The sequence below is a fragment of the Nonomuraea soli genome, from assembly GCF_013761175.1.
In the GTDB taxonomy this organism is placed as follows: domain Bacteria; phylum Actinomycetota; class Actinomycetes; order Streptosporangiales; family Streptosporangiaceae; genus Nonomuraea; species Nonomuraea soli.
The window spans coordinates 658,791-679,123 of record NZ_JACDUR010000004.1 but is presented as its reverse complement, the minus strand read 5'-3'; the positions used below and the strand labels follow the sequence as shown (position 1 = coordinate 679,123).

The 20,333-nt window shown below is 68.6% G+C and carries 17 protein-coding genes; 6 read left to right on the top strand and 11 right to left on the bottom strand.

Features of this window, described 5'->3' with window-relative positions:
* The first annotated feature begins 68 nt into the window (after positions 1-68).
* From HNR30_RS21590 to HNR30_RS21580, 3 genes are all read left to right on the top strand, one after another.
* Positions 69-1,436 carry a M1 family metallopeptidase gene (locus tag HNR30_RS21590; RefSeq protein ID WP_181611706.1) on the top strand — a complete coding sequence of 456 codons (1,368 nt, stop codon included), beginning with the start codon at positions 69-71 and terminating at the stop codon, positions 1,434-1,436.
* A gap of 70 nt (positions 1,437-1,506) precedes the next feature.
* Positions 1,507-2,184, top strand: a complete 678-nt coding sequence (locus HNR30_RS21585; protein WP_181611705.1) for a uracil-DNA glycosylase — start codon at positions 1,507-1,509, stop codon at positions 2,182-2,184.
* Positions 2,185-2,195: 11 nt separating this feature from the next.
* Positions 2,196-2,522 carry a hypothetical protein gene (locus tag HNR30_RS21580; protein WP_181611704.1) on the top strand — a complete coding sequence of 109 codons (327 nt, stop codon included), beginning with the start codon at positions 2,196-2,198 and terminating at the stop codon, positions 2,520-2,522.
* Positions 2,523-2,756: 234 nt separating this feature from the next.
* Here the strand turns inward: HNR30_RS21580 and HNR30_RS21575 are convergent, their stop codons facing one another.
* Positions 2,757-3,557 (bottom strand): NmrA/HSCARG family protein, encoded by an 801-nt coding sequence (locus HNR30_RS21575; RefSeq protein WP_181611703.1) that lies wholly within the window; start codon positions 3,555-3,557, stop codon positions 2,757-2,759.
* 59 nt (positions 3,558-3,616) lie between these two features.
* On the opposite strand from HNR30_RS21575, the gene HNR30_RS21570 reads away from it, so the two are divergent.
* From HNR30_RS21570 to HNR30_RS21560, 3 genes are all read left to right on the top strand, one after another.
* A complete protein-coding gene (locus tag HNR30_RS21570) occupies positions 3,617-4,036 on the top strand; it encodes a MarR family winged helix-turn-helix transcriptional regulator (RefSeq protein WP_181611702.1) in 420 nt (139 codons plus the stop codon).
* Positions 4,033-4,320, top strand: a complete 288-nt coding sequence (locus HNR30_RS21565; protein WP_181611701.1) for an MTH1187 family thiamine-binding protein — start codon at positions 4,033-4,035, stop codon at positions 4,318-4,320. Before HNR30_RS21570 ends, HNR30_RS21565 begins: the two co-directional genes overlap by 4 nt.
* A 450-nt stretch (positions 4,321-4,770) precedes the next feature.
* A complete protein-coding gene (locus HNR30_RS21560) occupies positions 4,771-5,463 on the top strand; it encodes a hypothetical protein (RefSeq protein ID WP_181611700.1) in 693 nt (230 codons plus the stop codon).
* A 193-nt stretch (positions 5,464-5,656) separates the two neighbouring features.
* Here HNR30_RS21560 and HNR30_RS21555 read toward each other — a convergent pair whose 3' ends face one another.
* From HNR30_RS21555 to HNR30_RS21510, 10 genes are all read right to left on the bottom strand, one after another.
* Positions 5,657-7,333 (bottom strand): hypothetical protein, encoded by a 1,677-nt coding sequence (locus tag HNR30_RS21555; RefSeq protein WP_181611699.1) that lies wholly within the window; start codon positions 7,331-7,333, stop codon positions 5,657-5,659.
* 458 nt (positions 7,334-7,791) lie between these two features.
* Positions 7,792-9,501: an ABC transporter family substrate-binding protein gene (locus HNR30_RS21550; RefSeq protein ID WP_181611698.1), complete on the bottom strand. Its 1,710-nt coding sequence runs from the start codon at positions 9,499-9,501 to the stop codon at positions 7,792-7,794.
* Positions 9,498-11,570, bottom strand: coding sequence for an ABC transporter ATP-binding protein (locus HNR30_RS21545; RefSeq protein WP_181611697.1), 2,073 nt, complete (start codon positions 11,568-11,570; stop codon positions 9,498-9,500). Before HNR30_RS21545 ends, HNR30_RS21550 begins: the two co-directional genes overlap by 4 nt.
* Entirely contained in the window at positions 11,567-12,406 is an 840-nt protein-coding gene (locus HNR30_RS21540; RefSeq protein WP_181611696.1) for an ABC transporter permease, read from the bottom strand. The genes HNR30_RS21545 and HNR30_RS21540 overlap by 4 nt, the downstream gene beginning before the upstream one ends.
* Positions 12,407-13,387: an ABC transporter permease gene (locus tag HNR30_RS21535; protein WP_181611695.1), complete on the bottom strand. Its 981-nt coding sequence runs from the start codon at positions 13,385-13,387 to the stop codon at positions 12,407-12,409. It lies immediately after the preceding gene.
* Positions 13,388-13,551: 164 nt separating this feature from the next.
* On the bottom strand, positions 13,552-15,255 hold the full coding sequence (gene treZ, locus HNR30_RS21530; protein ID WP_181611694.1) for a malto-oligosyltrehalose trehalohydrolase: 1,704 nt from the start codon (positions 15,253-15,255) through the stop codon (positions 13,552-13,554).
* The gene (treY, locus tag HNR30_RS21525; protein WP_181611693.1) at positions 15,245-17,386 is read right to left on the bottom strand and encodes a malto-oligosyltrehalose synthase; all 2,142 of its coding nucleotides are present in this window, start codon (positions 17,384-17,386) and stop codon (positions 15,245-15,247) included. Before treY ends, treZ begins: the two co-directional genes overlap by 11 nt.
* Positions 17,379-19,472 carry a glycogen debranching protein GlgX gene (glgX, locus tag HNR30_RS21520; protein WP_181611692.1) on the bottom strand — a complete coding sequence of 698 codons (2,094 nt, stop codon included), beginning with the start codon at positions 19,470-19,472 and terminating at the stop codon, positions 17,379-17,381. The genes treY and glgX overlap by 8 nt, the downstream gene beginning before the upstream one ends.
* A 131-nt stretch (positions 19,473-19,603) precedes the next feature.
* Positions 19,604-20,083 carry a hypothetical protein gene (locus tag HNR30_RS21515; protein WP_181611691.1) on the bottom strand — a complete coding sequence of 160 codons (480 nt, stop codon included), beginning with the start codon at positions 20,081-20,083 and terminating at the stop codon, positions 19,604-19,606.
* Positions 20,080-20,322: a hypothetical protein gene (locus HNR30_RS21510; RefSeq protein WP_181611690.1), complete on the bottom strand. Its 243-nt coding sequence runs from the start codon at positions 20,320-20,322 to the stop codon at positions 20,080-20,082. Before HNR30_RS21510 ends, HNR30_RS21515 begins: the two co-directional genes overlap by 4 nt.
* Positions 20,323-20,333 lie beyond the last annotated feature (11 nt).

Below are 20,333 nucleotides of genomic sequence, written 5' to 3'. Positions count from 1 at the left end.
CCTCCGTTCCCAACGGCCCCAATGAGGTGTATGCAACACATATCCCCCTGAACGATGAAAGAAGTGTCATGAAGCGGATAGTCGCGCTGACGGCAGCAGCACTCTTGGCCCTTCCCCTCACCCCCTCCTCCGCCGCCACAAGCGCGCCCGGCGCCCCAGGCGCGGGCGATCCCTACTTCCCCGGCCAGGGCAACGGCGGGTACGACGCCCTCCACTACGACCTGGCCCTCGACTACAACCCGAGCTCCGACGCCCTCGCCGCCTCCGCCACCATCTCCGCCCGCGCCACCCAGGCTCTGAGCGCCTTCAACCTCGACCTGGCCGGGAGCCTGACAGTGCGCTCGGTGACGGTGAACGGCGCGGCGGCGGCCTTCTCGCGCGCCGGAGACGAACTGGTCGTCAGCGCCTCGCTCTCCTCCGGCCAGTCCTTCACCACCGTGGTGCGCTACGACGGCAAGCCCACCCACGTGCTCGACCCCGACGGCGCGCGCGACGGCTGGATCCGCACCAGCGACGGCGTCTACAACGCCAACGAGCCGCAGGGCGCGATGACCTGGTACCCGGGCAACCACCACATGACCGACAAGGCGACCTACCGCTTCACGGTCACCGTGCCCGACACGCGCGTCGCCGTCGCCAACGGCGACCTGACCTCCAGGAGCTCCGGCGGCGGGCGCACGACGTTCGTGTGGGACGCCCGCGAGCCGATGGCCTCCTACCTGACCACCGTCACCATCGGCAAGTTCGAGCTCGGCGACGCCTCCATCGGCGGCTACCGCACCATCACCGCCGTCGACCCGAAGATGGCCGGCAAGGCCGGGAGCTTCCCGTCACGGCACGCGCCCGTGCTCGACTACTTCAGCGGCCTGTTCGGGCCCTACCCGTTCAGCTCGACCGGCGGCATCATCGACCACGAGCCGAACGTCGGCTACGCGCTGGAGACCCAGACCCGGCCGATCTACCCGGTCGTGCCGAGCGAGTCGCTGCTCGCGCACGAGCTCGCCCACCAGTGGTTCGGCAACTCGGTGACGCCGACGCGCTGGCAGGACATCTGGCTCAACGAGGGCTTCGCGACCTACGGCGAATGGTTGTGGCTCGACCGGCTCGGCACGCGCACCCTCCAGGCGTCGTTCGACCGCGCCTACGCCGTGCCTGCCGACGACGCGTTCTGGGAGACGCCGACCGCCGATCCAGGCGGGCCCGAGGCACTCTTCCACGATCCCGTCTACGACAGGGGCGCGATGACGCTGCACGTCCTGCGCCGGGCCGTCGGCGACACGGCGTTCTTCTCGATTCTGCGGGAGTGGGCTGCGCGCTACAAGTACGGCAACGCCGACACCGCCCGCTTCATCAGTCTGAGCGAGGAAATCTCAGGACAGCAGTTGGACGTCCTCTTCGACGCGTGGCTGTTCAAGCCGGGCAAGCCCGCCTTGTGATCATTCTGGTACGGCTCGCGCCCGGCGTTCCCGGCGCAAGCCGTACCTTTCGCCGTTAGGCTGAACGGCCATGGCCGCTCGTCCCCTGCATGAAGTCGTTGAAGCCGGTTGGGCCAAGGCGTTGGAGCCCGTCGCCGACCAGATCGCCGCCATGGGTGAGTTCCTCCGCAAGGAGATCGCCGAAGGCCGGCAGTACCTCCCTTCCGGCCCCCACGTCCTGCGCGCTTTCCAGCAGCCCTTCGACGACGTCAAGGTGCTGATCATGGGCCAGGACCCCTACCCGACGCCGGGGCACCCCATCGGGATGTCGTTCTCCGTCGCCGCCGACGTGCGCCCGCTGCCGGGCAGCCTCGTCAACATCTACAAGGAGTACATGGCCGACCTCGGTCACCCCGCTCCCTCCAACGGCGACCTCACCCCGTGGACCGAGCAGGGCGTGCTCCTGCTCAACCGGGTGCTCACCGTCATGCCGGGCAAGCCCGCCTCCCACCGCGGCAAGGGCTGGGAGCAGGTCACCGAGCAGGCGATCAAGGCGCTGGTCGGGCGCGGCAAGCCCATGGTCGCCATCCTGTGGGGGCGCGACGCGCGCAACCTCGCCCCCATGCTCGGCGGCGTCCCCCTGGTGGAGTCCGCCCACCCGTCGCCGCTGTCGGCACGCAGCGGATTCTTCAACTCGCGCCCGTTCAGCCGGTCCAATCAGCTACTCGTCCAGCAAGGCGCCGCCCCCGTCGACTGGAAACTGCCCTAGGCTCTGGAACCATGAGTGATGAACCGAAGTTCCTGCGCCTGACTGTGGAGCTGACCGTCGAGGTGATCGACGTCGACGCGCTTCAGGCCGCGGCCCTGAAGGAGATCCACCACCCGGAGGCCGACCTCACCGACGAGGAGCGCAAGGAGCAGGCCGAGCTGGTGAGCGCCGACGAGACCGGCGCGACCGCACTGCAGTGGCTCATCGAGCCCGACCACGTGCTCGGCCTGGTCGAGCACATCGACGAGGTGGAGCCGCGCGAGGCCGTGCTGGGTGTCGAGCCGTCCGACGGTCCCGAGGACGAAGACGAAGAGCACGACCACGCCCACGACCACTGAGGCCCGCCAGGTGCTGCGCCGCCGCTCCACGCGCGGCACCGGGGCTCGTCGGACGCGGCGCCTTTGCTGCGCACGCCACACCAAGACCCGTCGGACGCGGCGCACCTGCTGCACGCGCCGCACCGAGACCCGTCGGACGCGGCGCACCTGCTGCACGCGCCGCACCGAGACGGGACCGACGCTGCGCAGCTCCTCCATGCACCGCACCGAGGACAAGGTCCAGGTCAAGGTCCGTCAGACGCTGCGCTGCTCCTCGCGCCACGCTCCGAACGTGAGCAGGCCGGGGTGCAGCGCACGCAGGGCCGCGATGTCCGCCTGATAGCCCGACTCGGCGAACCAGAAGAACATCCGGCCCTCCTTCCCCATGAGCCTGAGCAGGCTCCTGGGGATCTTCCTGTACGGCACGCCCGCGATCTCGCCGATGCGCGGCACGGTCAGCTCGTCGCCGGCCAACTCCAGGCTCTGGCCGACGAGCCGCTTGTCGAAGGCGATCCGCGCGAACACCCCGATGTCACGCGCCGCCACCATCTGCAGCGTCCCGTGCTCCCCCAGCGTCGCCGCCATCATCGACAGCCCGATCCCCGCGCCCTTCACCGCGAACGTCTCCATGAAGGTCGAGGGCCGCAGAAACGTGTACGGCGGGCCGCTGGCGACGATGTGTCGCTCGATCTCCCATTTCGTATCGAAATGCGGGATCCCGCGCACACGCTCGACGCCCCCGACGCTCGTATAGACGAGATGCTCGACGCCTGCCCTCCTGGCAGCCTCGGCCACCGCGACACCCTGCCGCACCTCAGCCTTCCCGCGCGTCTGCACAGAAAAGACCCCATAGGCCCCCTCGAACGCCCTCACCAGAGTGTCCGGCCGCCCGAAGTCACCCTCCCAGACCTCCGCCCCCTTTCCCTCCAGCGCCCTGGCCTTCCCCGATTCGACGTCACGCGTAAGCGCCCGCACCCGCCACCCACCGGCTAACAGCGCCTCGACGGCCGCGCCACCCTGGTTCCCGGTCGCGCCCGCCACCACAATGGTCCGCATCGTTACCCTCCCAGATAGTTACCTCTTTCATTATTACCTCTTTCACTAAGGAGTCGTCCATGGCCGACGCGGCCCGTCTCGGAGAACTTCTGATGGCAGCCTCACGGTTGTTCTCCCAGCGCGGCACCGCCGCCTTCGGCGAGCACGGCCTGTCGCCGGCCAGGGTCCGCCTCCTGACCACCGTCGGCTCCGCGCCGCGCCTCAAGATGGCCGAAGCCGCATCCGCCATGGGCGTCACCGCCCGAGCCGTGACGCCGCTGGTGGACGCCCTCGAATCCGAAGGCCTCCTCACCCGCCACCCCGACCCCGCCGACCGACGCGCCACCCGCCTCGACCTCACCCCCGCAGGCACGGAGGCACTCGTCACCATCGAGCAGTTGCAGTCATCGGTCAGCGCGCAGATCTTCTCCACCCTGTCGACAAGCGAACAGGCGGAGCTGGAGCGGCTGCTGGCGAAGTTCGTATCATCGAAGGCATGATCGTCGCCTTCTCCATCACCCCGCTCGGCGTCGGCGAGGCCGTCGCCGAACCCGTCGCCCGCGCCGTCAAGGTCGTCCGCGCCAGCGGACTGCCGAACCACACCGACGCCATGTTCACCACCGTCGAGGGTGAGTGGGACGAGGTCATGGCGGTCATCAAGCAGGCTGTGGAGGCGGTGGGCGAGGTGGCGCCTCGGGTGGGGCTCGTTCTCAAGGCGGACATCCGGGCGGGGGTCACGGACGGGATGACGAGCAAGGTGGAGTCGCTGGAACGTCACCTGTAGCGGCGCGGGGGCGGGTCACGTGGGCCAGTCGGTCGCAGAGGCCGGGCGTAACGCGTAGGCCGGGCGTAACGCGTAGGCCGGGCGTAACGCGTAGGGCAGACGTGACGCGTAGGGCAGACGTGACGCAGAGGCCGGACAGGTAGCGGAGACCGGACGAGCCAGCCGACGTACGACCAGCGGACGTACCACCGGCCGACGTACCACCGGCGGACGTACCACCGGCGGACGTACGATCGGCGGACGTACGATCGGCGGACCTGCACGCAGGAGTCACGCCCCTCGCCTCCTCCGGTGTCCTGACGTGCGCGCATGCCAACGCGGAGGAGCGCCGCCACCGGCTGAACGGCGCGACAGGGGTGGCAGGTACAGGCGGATGGTGGGGTTTTCCCTACCCTGACTCGGTTGCTGGCGTCATGGCTACGCTCTTCACCGCTGCCTACCGTTGACTGCATGGGGCAGTCGATCTTCCGGGACACAGCGGATCTCCTTTCCGAGACGAGCGGAGCGGCCTTCCGCTTCGCTGTCGCCGCCACGGGGGTCGCGGCGACCGGGGTGCTGTTTCTCCTGCCCTTCCTCGCCACCGGTCTCGGACCGCTTTCCCTTCTCGGCTCCGTCGCCGCGCCTGCCGTCCTGGCGCTGACCTGCATGGCCGGCAGTGAGCTCACGGCCCGTCACATTCGTCCCTACGCAGACCCCTTTGCTTTCGTTGCGGCCCGTGCCTCCAGTGTCAGGCTCCACACATCCGCTGCCAGTCCTGGGGCGCTTGGGCGCACGTCTTTCGCCTCCCCCTTCGCTGAGAGATCCCCCGCCCGTGCTCTCTTCGGTGCGCGTGCATGGCGGAATCTTGCCTTCTGTCTCACCGGCTTCGTCGTCACCGCTGGCGGCGCGCTCACTGTGGTCCTGTGGTGGCTGCTGTCTCTAGCTGGGCTCGCCTACCCGCTGTACGCGTGGGCGCTGCCGTTCACGCTGTGGCCGGTGCTGTGTGTGCTGGCCGGGCTTGGGTTCGCCGTGACTCTGCCCAAGATCATCACCTGGTGCGCCACCGCTTCCACCGCGTATGCGGATTTTCTGCTCCGCCCGCGGCTGGTGTACTCGGGGTCGACGGACCCGGCATTGTTGTTTGCCGGGGTTCCGCGTCCCTGATTGCCGTACGCCTGGCTCGAAATCGTCGAAGGCCTGGTCCGGGGATCGCCGGGAGCCTGGGTCCGCGACTGCTGGACGCGTGCCGTATAGGGGACGCGTGCCATACAGGGGACGCGTGACGCACAGAAGGCGCGTGCGTACAGAAGGCGCGTGCGTACAGAAGGCGACAGCTTCTGGCGAGTGGGATGGTTGCTCATGCGGCGTCGCGCCTGCCAACGCGACCCCACCGGCGTCGCCGCACGGGTTCGACGGCGTTTTGCACATGGGCGTCCTCCGGCACGATCACGGCCCTCGGCGCTGGCATGGAGCCGGCCGATGGTGCCGACCCCGCGCTGGTTGGGGGCACGGGCGCTGGATTCACCCAGAGCACCGGCGCGGAGCCGCCGGGCAGCACCGGCCACTCGAAGCCGCTCTGTGGCACTGCGGTCGGGCTGCCATGGGGTGCTGACTCGGGGCCGCCGTGCGGTTCCGGCGCGGGGCTGCCCTGCTCGACGGTTGTGGGGCCACCTTGCGGTATCGGCGTGAGGCCGATCTCTGCCGTCCGCATTGGGCCAGCCTGCGCCACCTGCGTTGGGCGGGCGGGCTGTGGCACCCGCGTGAGGCGGGCGTGGGGACCTCGTTCGGGCGCGAGCTGCGGGGATAGGGCGGGGGGTCGGGGTGGGCTGTGGGGTTGGGGAGGGGCGAAGGGCTGAGAAGGGGTGAGGGGCCGGGAAGGGGTGAAGGGCTGGAGTGGACCGAGGGCCTGAGATGGGGTGAGGGGCTGGGGTGAGATGAATGCCTGGGGCGAACCCTGGGCCTGGGGCGAAGCCAGGGGCTGGGGTGGACCGAGGGGCTGGGGTGGAGCGAGGGCCTGAGATGGGATGAGGGGCTGGGGTGGCGCCAGGGCCTTGGGCGGGAGGGGGATCAGTCTTGGGCGGCTTGGGGATGGCACCTCCTGTGGCGAGGGCTGGGTGCGGGCGGTGTGGCTGGTGAGCTCCACGCGTTGGGTGGCGCAGAGCCACTCGTTAAGGGTGCCGGTGAAGCCTGATGGCGGGCCGACCTTGAGGCATGCGAGGGCGCCGGCTCCTGGGGATGGGTGGACGCGGAGGCGGCCGAGGGTGCCGCCGGGGTCTTCGCAGGGGGTGAGGCGGACCTGGAAGGGGGCCGATGAGAGGGGGGAATCGGCGGAGACCAGGAGGTGGTCGTCGATGGTGCGGGTGGTGGCGGCGGGGTGGGTGGTGAGGAAGGCGAAGTGGTCGGAGACGAACTGCTGGGCCACGGCTCGGAGGAGGGTGACCGCGCACAGGTTGTGGGAGCAGGCGGCGCCGTCGAGGGTGAGTTCGGGGAGGGCGAAACGGCGCAGGCCTCGGGTGGTGACGCGCAGGCAGGTGCAGGCCAGGTGGTCGGCGGGGTTCCACGGGGGGCAGGTGGCGTGGTCGTTGACCGTGACGTCCCAGGCGACCCACTCGTCGTCCAGCTGGAAGGTGGGGCGCTCCGCCGGGCAGCCGTCGCATTGGAAGAGGGGGCGGCCGATGATCGTGTCGACGACCAGGCCGGTGCCCTCCGAGGAGATGGCGCGGGCTGCGGCTCTGGCCACCTGGAGGGAGAAGGGCAGGGCGCGGGGCGGTGCCGTACAGGAGACCAGGACGTGGGCGCGGGAGCGGCGGACGAGGCGGCGGTCTTCCGGGGACAGGTCGGCGCCGGCGGGACGCCAGGTGGAGGCGTGGTGGGTGATGGTGAGCAGGGGGCTGCCGAGGGCGGCGCGGGCGGGTCGCCGGAAGGGGCGGCCTATGCGCCACGGCAGGACAGAGTCGACCGCCAGGGGCGAGCGCTCAAGCACGACGACGAAGAGTGACGCCAGCATCGAGGGCAGGGCGTAGGTGATCTCCATGACGGGGCCTCCAGAGCAAAGCAACTGGGCCCAGGATGGGGAAGGGAGGGGCGAGTGGTGGGGGCCGAATGGGGTTCTGTGGATGGGGGTGGTTTTCCACAGGACAAAGCCTCTCGAATGGCCGCCGTGTCAGGTTGTCGAGGTGAGTGAGGCCTAGGGAGAGGGAGGGAGGAAGGGGGAGGGAGGGGCACGGGCAGGGACAGGGGCATGGGCAGGGGGATGGGCAGGGGCAAGGGCAGAGGACGGGGGGCAAGGGCAGAGGACGCGGCAGAGAAGGGAAGGCGGGGACTGGGCTGGGGGCGATCACCGACCGCCGGCAAGGGGCGAGCATCGCCGGTAACAGTGAGCACCGCCCCCAAACAGGGCGGGCACGGCGCGGGCGCCGCCGGGAAGGCGGGCCCGCAAAGGGGAAACCCCCGGCAGGACGATGCCTGCCAGGGGTTTCAGGTAGAGCTAGATCAGCCGGTGAAGCCGACCGAGGTCCAGTCCTCCGACTGGTACCCGAACGAGCCGTAGTTGGCCAGCGTCTTCTTGGCCGCCACGATGTCGGGGCGCTGGTACAGCGGGATGGTGTGCACCATGTCGAAGATCAGCTTGTCGGCCGCGTTGGCCAGCTCGATCGCCTTGGCCGGGTCCATCTCGCCGACGGCCGCGTCGATGGCCGCGTCCACCGCCGGGTCGGAGGCCTTCGGGAAGTTGGACTCGGAGCCCGACTTGTAGATCTGCTGCAGGCCACCGATGGGCTGCGGCGTGCCGATCCAGGAGAACGGCACCAGGTCGAAGTCGCCCTTGATGATGAAGTCCGTGAAGAACTTGTCGTCAGGAACGGCGTTGATCGTCAGCTTGATCCCCGCCTCCTTCAGCATCGCCTGGGTGAGCTCGCCCTCGGTCTTGGCGTAGGGGACGCCGGCCGGGACGACGAAGTTCAGCGAGAACTCCTTGCCGTCCTTCTTCCGGTACTCGCCTTCCTGCTTCCAGCCGGCCGCGTCGAGGAGCTGCTTGGCCTTGTCGAGGTTGTACTTGCCGAGGTCACCGGCGTTGTCCACGTAACCCTTGTGGTTGTTCATGAACACGTGGTTGTTCAGCGTGGCGATCGGCCAGTCCATGTCCTTCAGGTCGGACTGGGCGATGACGTCACGGTTGATCGCGTAGGCGACGGCCTGCCGGACCGACTTCTCCTTGAGGAACTCGGACTGGTTGTTGACCGTGATGTGACGCCAGTTCGGCGCGAAGGCCTTGCGGATGTCCGCGTTGGGGACTTCCTTGGCGCGCTTGAGGTCGGCCGGGCTGCCCGGGGGGATGTCGACGGCGTCGAGCTCGCCGTTGGCGAACGCGTTGACCTGGGCGGCCGGGGTCTCGATCACACGGAAGATGATCTTGTCGAGCTTGGCCTTCTGGCCCCACCACTTGTCGTCACGGACGACGGTGAGGGTCTTGGTGGCCTCGTCGATCTTCTCCACCTTGAAGGGGCCGGCGGTGACCGGAACCTTCTGCAGGTAGGCGCTGTCGTACTCCTTGACGTCCGACAGGTACTTCGCCGGGATGAGGCCGTTGAACAGGCCGTGCCACTCGGGGTAGTTCTCCTTGAACGTCACGATGACGTCCTTGTCGGTGGCGCCCTTGACGACCGACTCCATGCGGTCGAAGCCCTGGGTGGAGGCCGGCTTGTACTTCTTGTCCGAGCCGTTCTGCGCCTTCCAGGCGGCCTCGAAGTCGGCCCACGTGATCGGCGTGCCGTCGGACCAGGTCGCCTTCTCGGCGATCTTGTAGGTCACGACCTGCTTGCCGGACGAGGTGTCCAGGTTGACGGAGTCGAGGTAGTCCTTGTTGGCCGTGAACTCGGCCTTGTCGTTCGAGATCTCGAACTGCGGCAGCAGGGTCTCGAGCATGTCGTTGGTGTCGGACTGGTTGCCGTCGACGTGCCACGGGTTCCACTGCGACGGCCACTGGCCCTTGGGCAGCGTCAGCGTGCCGCCGTCCTTGACCTGCGCGTAGTCGACCGGGGCGATGGAGATGCCGGGCATCTCCTCGGTGATCTTCTTGTTCGCCTCAGACTGGGCGGCGTTGGGCTGGCCGTTGTTGTTGGTGGTGGTGCCGCCCCCGCCGCAAGCCGCGACGGCCATGGCCAGGACGGCGGTCGCCGCCGCGGCCCGGTAACGAACCTTCACTGTTCCTCCTGATCGTCCGAGGCCGTGATGACCTCGATCTCTTCCGCGTAGTGGCAGGCGGCGCCATGGTCGCCAGCGTTCGCCAACCGGATTACTACGGGCTCTTCCTCCACACACCGCGTCCGCTCGTGCTCGCTCAGGCGCGCGAACTTCGGGCAACGGGTGCGGAACCGGCAACCTGATGGGGGGTCAGCCGGGCTTGGCAGGTCACCTTCGAGGAGGATGCGCTTACGCGTACGCTCCATCTCAGGGTCGGGCAACGGAATTGCCGACAGCAGTGCCTGCGTGTAGGGATGGGCAGGGTGGTCGTAGACACGGTCCACCGAGCCGAGCTCGGCGATCCGGCCCAGGTACATGACCGCGACCCGGTCCGCCAGGTGACGGACCACGGCCAGGTCGTGTGCCACGAACAGGTACGAAAGACCCAGGCGGCCCTTCAGGTCCTCCAGCAGGTTGATGACACCCGCCTGGATGGACACGTCGAGCGCGGAGACCGGCTCGTCGAGCACCAGCAGCTTCGGCTCCAGCGCGAGCGCGCGGGCGATGCCGATGCGCTGGCGCTGGCCGCCGGAGAAGTGCTGCGGGTAACGGTCGCCGTCGGTGGCCGACAGGCCCACGAGCTCCAGCAGCTCCTTGACCTTGGCGTCGGTGTCCTTGTGGCCGTGGGCGCGCAGCGGCTCGGCGATGATGTCGCTCACCGGCATGCGCGGGTCGAGCGCGGCCATCGGGTCCTGGAAGACGATCTGCAGGTCGCGGCGCAGGGCCTTGCGCGTGCCCTTGTCGAGCTTGGAGCTGTCCTTGCCGAGCACCACGATGCGGCCGTCCTGCGGCGGCTGCAGCTGCATGATCTGCTGCAGCGTCGTGGTCTTGCCGCAGCCCGACTCGCCCACCAGCGCCAGCGTCTCACCCTCGACGATGTCGAAGCTGATGCCGTCGACCGCGTGCACGGTGCCGACGCGGCGCTTGAACACCGCGCCCTTCATCAGGGGGTAGTGCCTGATGAGGTTCTCCAGCTCCAGCACCGTGGTGCGCTGCTCGCGCGGCACCCGCTCGATGGGGGCGTGCTCGATGACCGGGGTGGGGAAGACGTCCTGGCCGGTGAGGTTCTTGTGCTCGATCTCGCGGGAGCGGATGCAGGCCACGTGCCGGTCGCCGCCGATGGCCACCAGCGGCGGCTCCTCCTCCTCGCACGCGTCCACCCGCATCGGGCAGCGCGGCGCGAAGGGGCATCCCGTCGGCAGGTTCTTGGGCGAGGGCGGGTTGCCCTCGATCGGCACCAGCGGGCCCTCGGCTCCGTCGACGCGCGGGATGGAGGCCAGCAGACCCATCGTGTACGGCATGCGCGGCCGGTAGTAGATGTCGTCGACCGCGCCTTCCTCGACCGGCTTGCCCGCGTACATGACCATCACGCGGTCGGCCATGCCGGCGACGACGCCGAGGTCGTGCGTGATCATCACGATGCCGGCGCCGGTCTCCTGCTGCGCGGTCTTGAGGACCTCGAGGATCTGGGCCTGGATCGTCACGTCGAGCGCGGTGGTCGGCTCGTCGCAGATGAGCAGGTCGGGGTCGTTGGCGATGGCCATGGCGATCATCGCGCGCTGCCGCATACCGCCGGAGAACTCGTGCGGGAAGGACTTGGCGCGGATCGCCGGGTGCGGGATGCCGACCAGGTCGAGCAGCTCGACGGCCTTCTTGGCGGCGGCGTCCTTGCCCACCTTCTGGTGGATGCGGACGGCCTCGGCCAGCTGGTTGCCGATGGTGTAGACGGGTGTGAAGGCCGACAGCGGATCCTGGAAGATCATGCTGATCGCCTTGCCGCGCACCTTGACGAGGTCGCCCTCGTCCATGCCCAGCAGTTCCTTGCCGTGCAGCTTCACCGAGCCGCTGACGACGGCGTTGCGGGGCAGCAGGCCCATGACGGCGAGCGAGGTGACCGACTTGCCGGATCCCGACTCGCCCACGATGCCCAGGACCTCGCCGCGCGAGACCTGGTAGCTGACGCCACGGACGGCCTGGATGCCGCCGGGGAAGGTGACCGTGAGGTCGTTGACCTCAAGAATCGGGCTCAAGAATTGCTCCCCGGGTCGAGTGCGTCGCGCAGGCCGTCGCCGATGAGGTTGATGCTCAGGACCAGCAGGACCAGCAGTCCGGCGGGGAAGGCGAACAGCCACGGGTATCCGGTGGCGTTGCGGGCGCCTTCCGCGATGAGGGTGCCGAGGGAGACCTCGGGCGGCTGGATGCCGAAGCCGAAGAACGACAGGGCCGCCTCGCCGATGACCGCGCCGCTCACGTTGAGCGTGTAGTCGATGATCAGCAGCGACGACAGGTTGGGCACGATGTGCTTGAGGATGATCTTCCAGCGCGGGATGCCCATGTAGACCGCGGCCTGCACGTACTCACGCTCGCGCAGGGAGAGCGTCATGCTGCGGACCACCCGGGAGGTGATCATCCAGGTGAACACCGCCAGCAGCACCACGAACCAGAGCCAGGAGCTCTCCTTCAGCCGCGGCGAGATGATCGCGATGACCAGGAAGGAGGGCAGCACCAGCAGCAGGTCGACGCCCCACATGAGGGCCTTGTCGATCCAGCCGCCGAAGTAGCCGGCGAAGGCGCCGACGATGGCCGCGAGGGTGGTGGCGATGAGCGCGGTCAGCACGCCGATGACGATCGACTTCTGCATGCCGCGCAGCGTCAGCGCGTACATGTCCTGGCCGATGGTGGTGGTGCCCCACCAGTGGTCGCCGCCCGGCGGCACCAGGAAGGACAGGAAGTCCTTGTCAGTCCAGTCGTAGGGGCCGACGAACGGTCCCACGTAGGCCAGCAGGACCAGGGCCACGAAGGCGATCATGCCGTAGCGGGCCTGCCGGTTCTTGAGCATCCGGCCGAGAACAACCTTGGAACGCATCTAGCTCACCCGCACCCGAGGATCGAGGGCCGCCACCAGCAGGTCGGAGATGAACGCCGCGATGAGGATGCAGGCGGCGGTGAACAGCGCGACGGCCGCGACCGAGTTGACGTCGTTCTGCTGGATGGAGTCCACCAGCCAGGCGCCCATACCGTGCCAGGCGAAGATCTTCTCGGTGAAGGTGGCGCCGACGAACATGGTGCCGAAGGCGAAGGCGAAGTAGGTGGCCGAGGGGATCAGCGCGGTGCGCAGCGCGTGGCGGAACAGGGCGGTACGGCGGCGCAGGCCCTTGGCCATGGCCGTGCGGACGAAGTCCTGGCCCAGCACGTCGAGCATCATGTTGCGCTGGATGCGGCTGTAGAAGGCGATGGCGCCCAGGCTCAGCGAGATGGTCGGCAGGATCAGGTGGTTCAGGCGGTTGAACAGCAGCGGCCAGAAGCCGGTGACGTTGGGGTTGTACTCACCCGTGTACTCGATCAGCGTGAAGCCCAGCCCGCGGTTGAGGTTGTAGGTCGCGATGGCCAGCATCGTGGCCATGACGAACACGGGGATCGCCATGACCACGAAGGATCCAACGCCGATCACCCGGTCGCTGAGCTTGTACTGTCTGACCGCGGAATAGGCGCCCAACGCGACGCCCAGGGCGAACCCGACGATGGTTCCGATGAACAGCAGCCGGAGGCTGACCCCGATCCGCCTGCCCATCTCCTCGCCGACGGAGCCGCCGTTCCACTTCGATCCGAAGTCTCCGGTGACCACGCCCGATGCCCAGCGAACGTAGCGCTCGAGCACGGGGGTCTTGTCGTTGAGGTTGTAGTTGTCGAGCGTGCGGTCGATCACTTCCACGGGAACCGGCGGCTGGCGTCCCTCATAAGAGGCACGGGGGTTCATGGTCGTGGCGGCGAGCATGTAGGCCAGACTGGCCGCGATCGCCACCAAGACGACATTCATCGCCAACCTGCGCAGCAGGTACCTGCCCATCACCCTCCGATCGCGCTGAACGGGGGTCAGAGGGCCCCCATCAGTGGGCCACCCCCGCAACGTTGACGCCGTCTCGCGCCTTGAAACTCCCTTGACGCGCCTATGACGACAATCGGCAGAGTACCTGGATAAATGTAACAGTCAGCTACGGACGTATATAACGGTCACGTCACCGAGCGGTAGATCACCATGCTTTGCCCGGGTATTCGCAAAGCCCCCTGATCTGCAGAAACACCCTCTTCAGCGATCAGTAGGATAGGGGTCTCAGAGAGGGGTAATGTCACAGAATCCGGACAAAAATTTACTACTACGGAGAGTGACTGCCGGCCCATCCGCAACCAGCGCGCCGCCTCGTCGAACTCCACCCTGACCCGGTCAAGGCGCGGGTCAGTAAGCTCGGGCAGCGCCTTACGGAGCGCAATCAGGTCGCGATACCAGCACAGCAGCGACCAGTGCTCCTCCTCCTTCAACTCGCTCCAGTCGACCTTGGATCGCAGGAAGCTCTCCTCGTCGCCCGGGTCCGGCGCATCCCATTCATACCCGAATCCCTCGAACTCGCGGCGCCGGCGCTCCCCCTCGCCCTCGCGCAGCGCCGGCTCGACGTGGTCGGTGAAGAACAGGAAGGGGCTGCGGGTCCCCCACTCCTCCCCCATGAACAACATCGGTGTGTACGGCGAGGCCAGCAGGATCCCGGCGGCCAGGCGCAGCTGCGCGGGCGTCATCCGGTCGCCGCGCGGCCTGTTGCCGATCTGGTCGTGATTCTGCGAGCAGCACACCAGCCGGTGTCCCGGACCGGTGAACGGCTTGCCGTGGCTGCGGCGGCGGAATCCGGAGTATCCACCATCGTGGACGAACCCGCTGGTCAGCGCCTTGGCCAGCGAGGCCAGCGGCGCGAAGTCGGCATAGTAGCCGTGGTTCTCGCCGGTCACCGCGGCGTGGATCGCGTGGTGCAGGTCGTCGCTCCACTGGGCCGCCATGCCGTACCCGCCGGCCTCGCGCGGCATGATCATGCGCGGGTCGTTGAGATCGGACTCGGCGATCAGGGTCAGCGGGCGCCCCAGGTGACAGGAGAGCGCGTCGATCTCGTCCGCGAGCTCGGCCAGGAAGTGCACGGCCCGCCGGTCGTGCAGGGCGTGCACGGCGTCGAGCCGCAGCCCGTCGATGTGGTAGTCACGCAGCCACTGAACGGCGTTGTCCATGAAGTAGCGCCGCACCTCGTCGGAGTCCGGCCCGTCGAGGTTGACCGCCTCGCCCCAGTAGCTCCCCTGGGTCCCGGTCAGGTAGGGCCCGAAGGGATGCAGGAAGTTGCCCGACGGCCCCAAGTGGTTGTAGACGACGTCGAGTATGACCCCGAGCCCGGCCCGGTGGCAGGCGTCGACCAGCATCTTCAGGCCGTCGGGGCCGCCGTAGGTCTCGTTCACCGCGTACAGGTCGACGCCGTCGTAGCCCCAGTTGCGCCCGCCGGGCACCGGGGCGACCGGCATGATCTCCACGAAGTCGACACCCAGCTCGACCAGGTGCTCCAGCTTGCCGATCGCCGCCGCGAAGGTGCCCTCGGGGGTGAAGGCGCCCACGTGGAGCTCGTAGATCACCGAGCCGCGCAGGTCGCGGCCCTTCCACTCGTGGTCCTCCCAGGTGAACCTGGCGTGGTCGTAGACGCGGCTGGGCCCGAAGATGCCTTCGGGCTGGCGCCGCGATCTCGGGTCCGGGTACGGGCCGTCGCCGTCGATCATGTAACGGTAGTCGCTGCCGTGCCCCGCTTCCGGCACCTCCACCGACCACCAGCCACCTCCCTCGGCACGCAGCTCCCGCTGCCAGGGGAGGATCTCGACGCGCGACGCCCGTGGCGCCCAGACTTCAAAGATCATGTCTCTCCAGGAGTGCGACAGGATAACGACCGAGCAGGTGCGCGAGCGGGATCTTGCCGGTGTGTGTCGCGCCCGTCATGAGGTCTCTCCAGCTGCCCGGCGGCAGCATGAGGCTCGTGCCGCCCCAGCCGCCGCGCCGTGCCAGCCGTACGGGAAGGCGGGTGGCCACCGCGACGGCGGCCCGCCCGCGCGCGAAGGCGATCACGTGCTCCGCCGCCGCGCCCTCCGCCGCCATCCCCTCGTACGGCAGAGCCGGATCGAGCCTGCGGCGCAGCAGCAGCGCCTGGCGGGTCAATCGGAGCTTGGCCTCGTCCCAGGCGCAGGCGGGCACGCGCGGGTAGCCGACCGGGCGGCGGTTGTCGGGGTCGACCAGGGAGAAGTCGGTCGTCTCGTTGCCCTGGTAGACGTCGGGCACGCCGGGCAGCATGAGCTGGACGAGCTTCTGCCCCAGCGAGTTGACCATCGCGTGCGGATCCAGGCGCTCGGTGAACTCGCCGATCGGCAGCCGGACCGCCTCGGCCGCGAAGGAGCGCAGCCCCTCCTCGTAGTCGTGGTCCTGGCGTACCCACGAGGTGCGGGTCTTGGCCTCCCTGGCCGCCTTGAGCAGGTAGTCGGTGAAACGCTCGGCGGTGATCGGCCAGGCGGCGGCGAGGTTCTGCCAGGCCAGGTAGTCGAGGTGCGGGTCGAAGCTCACCCGAGCCGACCACTCGCGCACCTGCGCCGCCCACTCCTGCGGCAGCTCCGACAGGACGGCCAGGCGGGCGCGCACGTCCTCGGAGCGTTTGGTGTCGTGGGTGGAGAGCGTGGTCATGCTCGTGGGGCGCAGCGTGGCCGCGTAGGCGTGGAAGTCGTCGAGGCCGAGGCCGAACTGATCCGGCTCGCCGCCCACCTCGTTGAGGCACGACAGGGGGAACCAGCGGTACAGGGCCGTGTCCTCCACGCCCTTGGCCATCACCGGGCCCGTGGTCTGCTGGAAGCGGGTGACCACGTCGGCCGAGCCGTACAGCACCTGCTCGACGAGCGACAGGACGGCGGGCGAGCAGCTCGCGGCGGCCCGCTGGACGATGGCGACGGCCTCCGGCGACGGCTTGCCGCCGGGGCGGACGTAGGCGCGGTAGACCGGCATGGCCACGAGCAGCTCCGCGACCGCGGCCGGGTCGACGCCGGCCGACCTGGCCAGCCTGCTCACCTCCGCCTGGAAGAACAGGTCGACGACCTCGCGCTTGGCCGCGATCATGACGGGCTCGTACTCGGCGGGCCAGCCGGTGAACTCGGCGTAGAGGCCCACCAGCTCGGCCTCGTGGGAGGCGTCGGTGAACAGCCTGGTGACGCGGTTGAGCACTTCGTAGCCTGTCGTGCCGTGGCAGGCCCACTCCTCGGGCAGGCGTTCCTCGCCGATGAGGATCTTCTCCACGACCGTCCACAGGCCGCCGCTCCTGCGGCGCAGGGCCTCCAGGTAGCCCTGCGGGTCGGCCAGCCCGTCAGGGTGGTCGACCCGTAACCCGTCGATCAGGCCCTCGTCGATCAGCCAGAAGATCACCTCGTGGGTGGCGAAGAAGACCTCAGGGTCCTCCACCCGCAGGCCGATGAGACTGGAGACGTCGAAGAAGCGCCGGTACCCGGGGCCCTGCCGCCAGTCGACCAGGCGGTAGTGGCCGCCCACCGGGAACTCGTGATCGTGATATCTCACGACCTCGCCGTCCTCGACCGGTTCTGTCGCGTCACCGATCACCGGCATCGCGACCTTCCCGCCGGCCCAGTCGATGTCGAACCACCGGGCGAAACGCGACGCCGAGCCGTCCTTCAGCACCTCCCAGAGCTGGAGGTTGCCCGACTCCGGCACGGGGACGGTCATATGGTTGGGCACGATGTCGACCACGATGCCCAGATCGTGCGCCGCCAGTTGCCCGGCCATCTCCTTGAAGCCCTTGGCCCCGCCGAACTCCTCGCGGATGCGCGAGTGGTCGGTGACGTCGTACCCGTGCCTCGACTCGGGGACCGCCTGGAGGATCGGCGAGAGGTAGACGTGGCTGACGCCCAGGTCGCGCAGGTACGGCGCCAGCTCGGCGACCCGGGCGAAGCCGAAGTCGGGCGTTAGCTGCAGCCGGTAGGTCGAGACGGGCCTAGACACGGCGCATCACCTGCACAGAACGCCCGGCCACCGGCACGGTCTCCCCCGCCCTGCTCACCTGGCTCTCCACGATGATGGGCATCGCGGTGTCGATCTCGGTCAGCCACATCTCCCCGTAGTCCTTGGGAACGGTGAAGCCGATGGTGTCGTGGTGGGCGTTGAACAGCAGCAGGAACGAGTCGTCCTTGATCCGCCGGCCGCGCCTGTCGGGCTCGGTGATCGCGTCCCCGTTCAGGAACACCGCCAGCGACCTGGCGTAGCCGACGTTCCAGTCGGCGTCGGTCATCGGCTGGCCCTCGGGGGTGAGCCACGCGATGTCGTTGAGCCCCCGCACCGGCCTGCCGTAGAAGAAGCGCCTGCGGCGGAAGACGGGATGCTCGCGCCTGAGCTTGGCCAGGCGCTGGGTGAACTCCATCAGCAGCCAGTTGCCGTGCACGTCCGACCAGTCGACCCAGCTGAGGTCGTTGTCCTGGCAGTAGGCGTTGTTGTTGCCCCGCTGGGTGCGGTTGAGCTCGTCGCCGTGGCTGAGCATCGGCACGCCCTGCGACAGGAAGAGCGTCGTCAGGAAGTTGCGCTTCTGCTGCTCGCGCAGGGCCTCGACGGCGGTGTCGGCCGGTCCTTCCACCCCGCAGTTCCACGACCTGTTGTCGTCGGCGCCGTCGTGGTTGTCCTCGCCGTTGGCCTCGTTGTGCTTGTGGTTGTAGGAGACGAGGTCGTTCAGCGTGAACCCGTCATGACATGTGACGAAATTGATGGAGGCGGCGGGTCTGCGGCTGTCGTCCTGGTACAGGTCGCTCGACCCGGTCAGGCGGCTGCCGAACTCCGGCAACGTCGCCGGCTCGCCCCTCCACAGGTCGCGAATGGTGTCCCGGTACCGGCCGTTCCACTCCGTCCACCGCGACGGGAAGTTGCCGACCTGGTAGCCGCCCGGCCCCACGTCCCAGGGCTCGGCGATCAGCTTCACCTGGCTGAGCACCGGGTCCTGCTGCACGAGGTCGAAGAAGGCGCTCAGCCTGTCGACCTCGTGCAGCTCCCTCGCCAGGGTGGAGGCCAGGTCGAAGCGGAAGCCGTCGACGTGCATCTCGGTCACCCAGTAACGCAGGCTGTCCATGATCATCTGAAGGACGTGCGGGCTGCGCATCAACAGGCTGTTGCCGGTGCCCGTCGTGTCCATGTAGTAGCGCTGGTCGCCGTCGACCAGCCGGTAGTAGTTCTCGTTGTCGATCCCCCGCCAGCTCAGCGTCGGCCCGAGATGGTTGCCCTCGGCGGTGTGGTTGTAGACCACGTCCAGGATCACCTCGATGCCCGCCTCGTGCAGGCTGCGCACCATCGCCTTGAACTCCAGCACCTGCCCGCCCCGCTGGCCCTGGCTGGAGTAACGGTTGTGCGGGGCGAAGAAGCCGATGGTGTTGTAACCCCAGTAGTTGCTGAGGCCCTTCTCCTCCAGGTGCTGGTCGGTCACGAACTGGTGCACCGGCATCAGCTCCAGCGCCGTGACCCCCAGCTTCGTCAGGTGGTCGAGGATCTCCGGATGCCCCAGCGCCGCGTACGTGCCCTTGATCCGGTCGGGGATCTTCGGGTGCGCGATCGTCAGGCCGCGCACGTGGGCCTCGTAGATGACCGTGTCGTGGTACGGCGTGGCGGGCGGGCGGTCGTGACCCCATCCGAAGAACGGGTTGATCACCACGGACCTAGGCACGAAGGGCGCCGAGTCGTGGTCGTTCCTGCTGTCGGGCTCGCCGAACGGGTAACCGTACACCGCCTCGTCCCAGCGCACCCCGCCCTCGATGGCCTTGGCGTACGGGTCGATCAGCAGCTTGTTCGGGTTGCAGCGCAACCCACGCGCCGGCTGGTACGGCCCGTGCACCCGGTAGCCGTACCGCTGCCCCGGACCGACGCCCGGCAGGTAACCGTGCCAGACGAACCCCTCGCACTCGGTCAGCGTCACGCGCTCCTCGACGTCGGCATCGTCGAACAGGCACAACTCCACGCGGTCGGCGGCCTCGGTGTACAGCGCGAAGTTCGTGCCCGCGCCGTCGTACGTGGCGCCGAGAGGGTAAGGGTCTCCCGGCCAGATCTCGATCATGCAGGGGCTCCCTTGCCGGCTCTCTCGTTCATGTTCGCCCAGGACTCGGCGACTGCCTAGAGCGGTGTTCCCCTCCAGTCACACCTCATGCGCCACGATCACCAGATGACCGAGCTCCAGCAGGGCCGCTTCTAGCCCCGCACTATTTCGAGAAGCACCCAGTGCGGCTTGCGCGGGTGCGGCAGCACCTCGACCGAGTGCGCCCAGCAGGCCGTCGCGATCACCTCGGGCCTGTCGGCGATCTCGCCGGGCGTGATCCCCGCCCGGCACCACACCCACGCCCGCTCCCCCCACGGCGCCGGCGCGCACCACGCGATCACCGGGATCTGCCCCCTGCGGTTGACGAGGTAGGCCTGCACGAACCCGACACGGATCCGGTGCGCGACGATCACGCACCGGATCCGCCCCCACACCTCCGACCTTCCGGGTGGCCAGAGGAGCAGCAGAAGCGGTACGGCCAGCGGCAGCGGTCCCACGGTCGTCACGACGAGCACGATGGTGATCGCCGCGCCCAGTTCGTACCTCCACCGCCACAGCGCGACCAGGACGTTCGGTCGCGCTGTGGGGGTGGTCGCACGGTTCAGCTCGTCGAGCAGCCTCCGCTTCGTCACGGCCGCCCCCGCCCCGAGCCGAGACAGGCGCGGCACAGCCCGCGGTCGTCGAACCCCTCACCCGCGCACGCGCGGCACCTTCCCACGGCGGGATTGCGGTAGACCCGGATGAAGGGTGCGGGGCGGCGGATCTCCCATCCCTGGCATCGCGCGTGCCTGTCGAGCGCGGCGAAGATCCATTCGTCCAGCAGGTCCAGTAAGGACCTGCGCCAGTTCAGAGCGAGGTTGTTGGCGTCCATGATGGGTCTTT

Bases quoted from the DNA above. Each gene is read 5' to 3' on its own strand.
- HNR30_RS21590 (WP_181611706.1), top strand. From the start codon at position 69: ATGAAGCGGATAGTCGCGCTGACGGCAGCAGCACTCTTGGCCCTTCCC.
- HNR30_RS21585 (WP_181611705.1), top strand. From the start codon at position 1,507: ATGGCCGCTCGTCCCCTGCATGAAGTCGTTGAAGCCGGTTGGGCCAAG.
- HNR30_RS21580 (WP_181611704.1), top strand. From the start codon at position 2,196: ATGAGTGATGAACCGAAGTTCCTGCGCCTGACTGTGGAGCTGACCGTC.
- HNR30_RS21575 (WP_181611703.1), bottom strand. From the start codon at position 3,557: ATGCGGACCATTGTGGTGGCGGGCGCGACCGGGAACCAGGGTGGCGCG.
- HNR30_RS21570 (WP_181611702.1), top strand. From the start codon at position 3,617: ATGGCCGACGCGGCCCGTCTCGGAGAACTTCTGATGGCAGCCTCACGG.
- HNR30_RS21565 (WP_181611701.1), top strand. From the start codon at position 4,033: ATGATCGTCGCCTTCTCCATCACCCCGCTCGGCGTCGGCGAGGCCGTC.
- HNR30_RS21560 (WP_181611700.1), top strand. From the start codon at position 4,771: ATGGGGCAGTCGATCTTCCGGGACACAGCGGATCTCCTTTCCGAGACG.
- HNR30_RS21555 (WP_181611699.1), bottom strand. From the start codon at position 7,333: ATGGAGATCACCTACGCCCTGCCCTCGATGCTGGCGTCACTCTTCGTC.
- HNR30_RS21540 (WP_181611696.1), bottom strand. From the start codon at position 12,406: ATGCGTTCCAAGGTTGTTCTCGGCCGGATGCTCAAGAACCGGCAGGCC.
- HNR30_RS21535 (WP_181611695.1), bottom strand. From the start codon at position 13,387: ATGGGCAGGTACCTGCTGCGCAGGTTGGCGATGAATGTCGTCTTGGTG.
- treZ (WP_181611694.1), bottom strand. From the start codon at position 15,255: ATGATCTTTGAAGTCTGGGCGCCACGGGCGTCGCGCGTCGAGATCCTC.
- glgX (WP_181611692.1), bottom strand. From the start codon at position 19,472: ATGATCGAGATCTGGCCGGGAGACCCTTACCCTCTCGGCGCCACGTAC.
- HNR30_RS21510 (WP_181611690.1), bottom strand. From the start codon at position 20,322: ATGGACGCCAACAACCTCGCTCTGAACTGGCGCAGGTCCTTACTGGAC.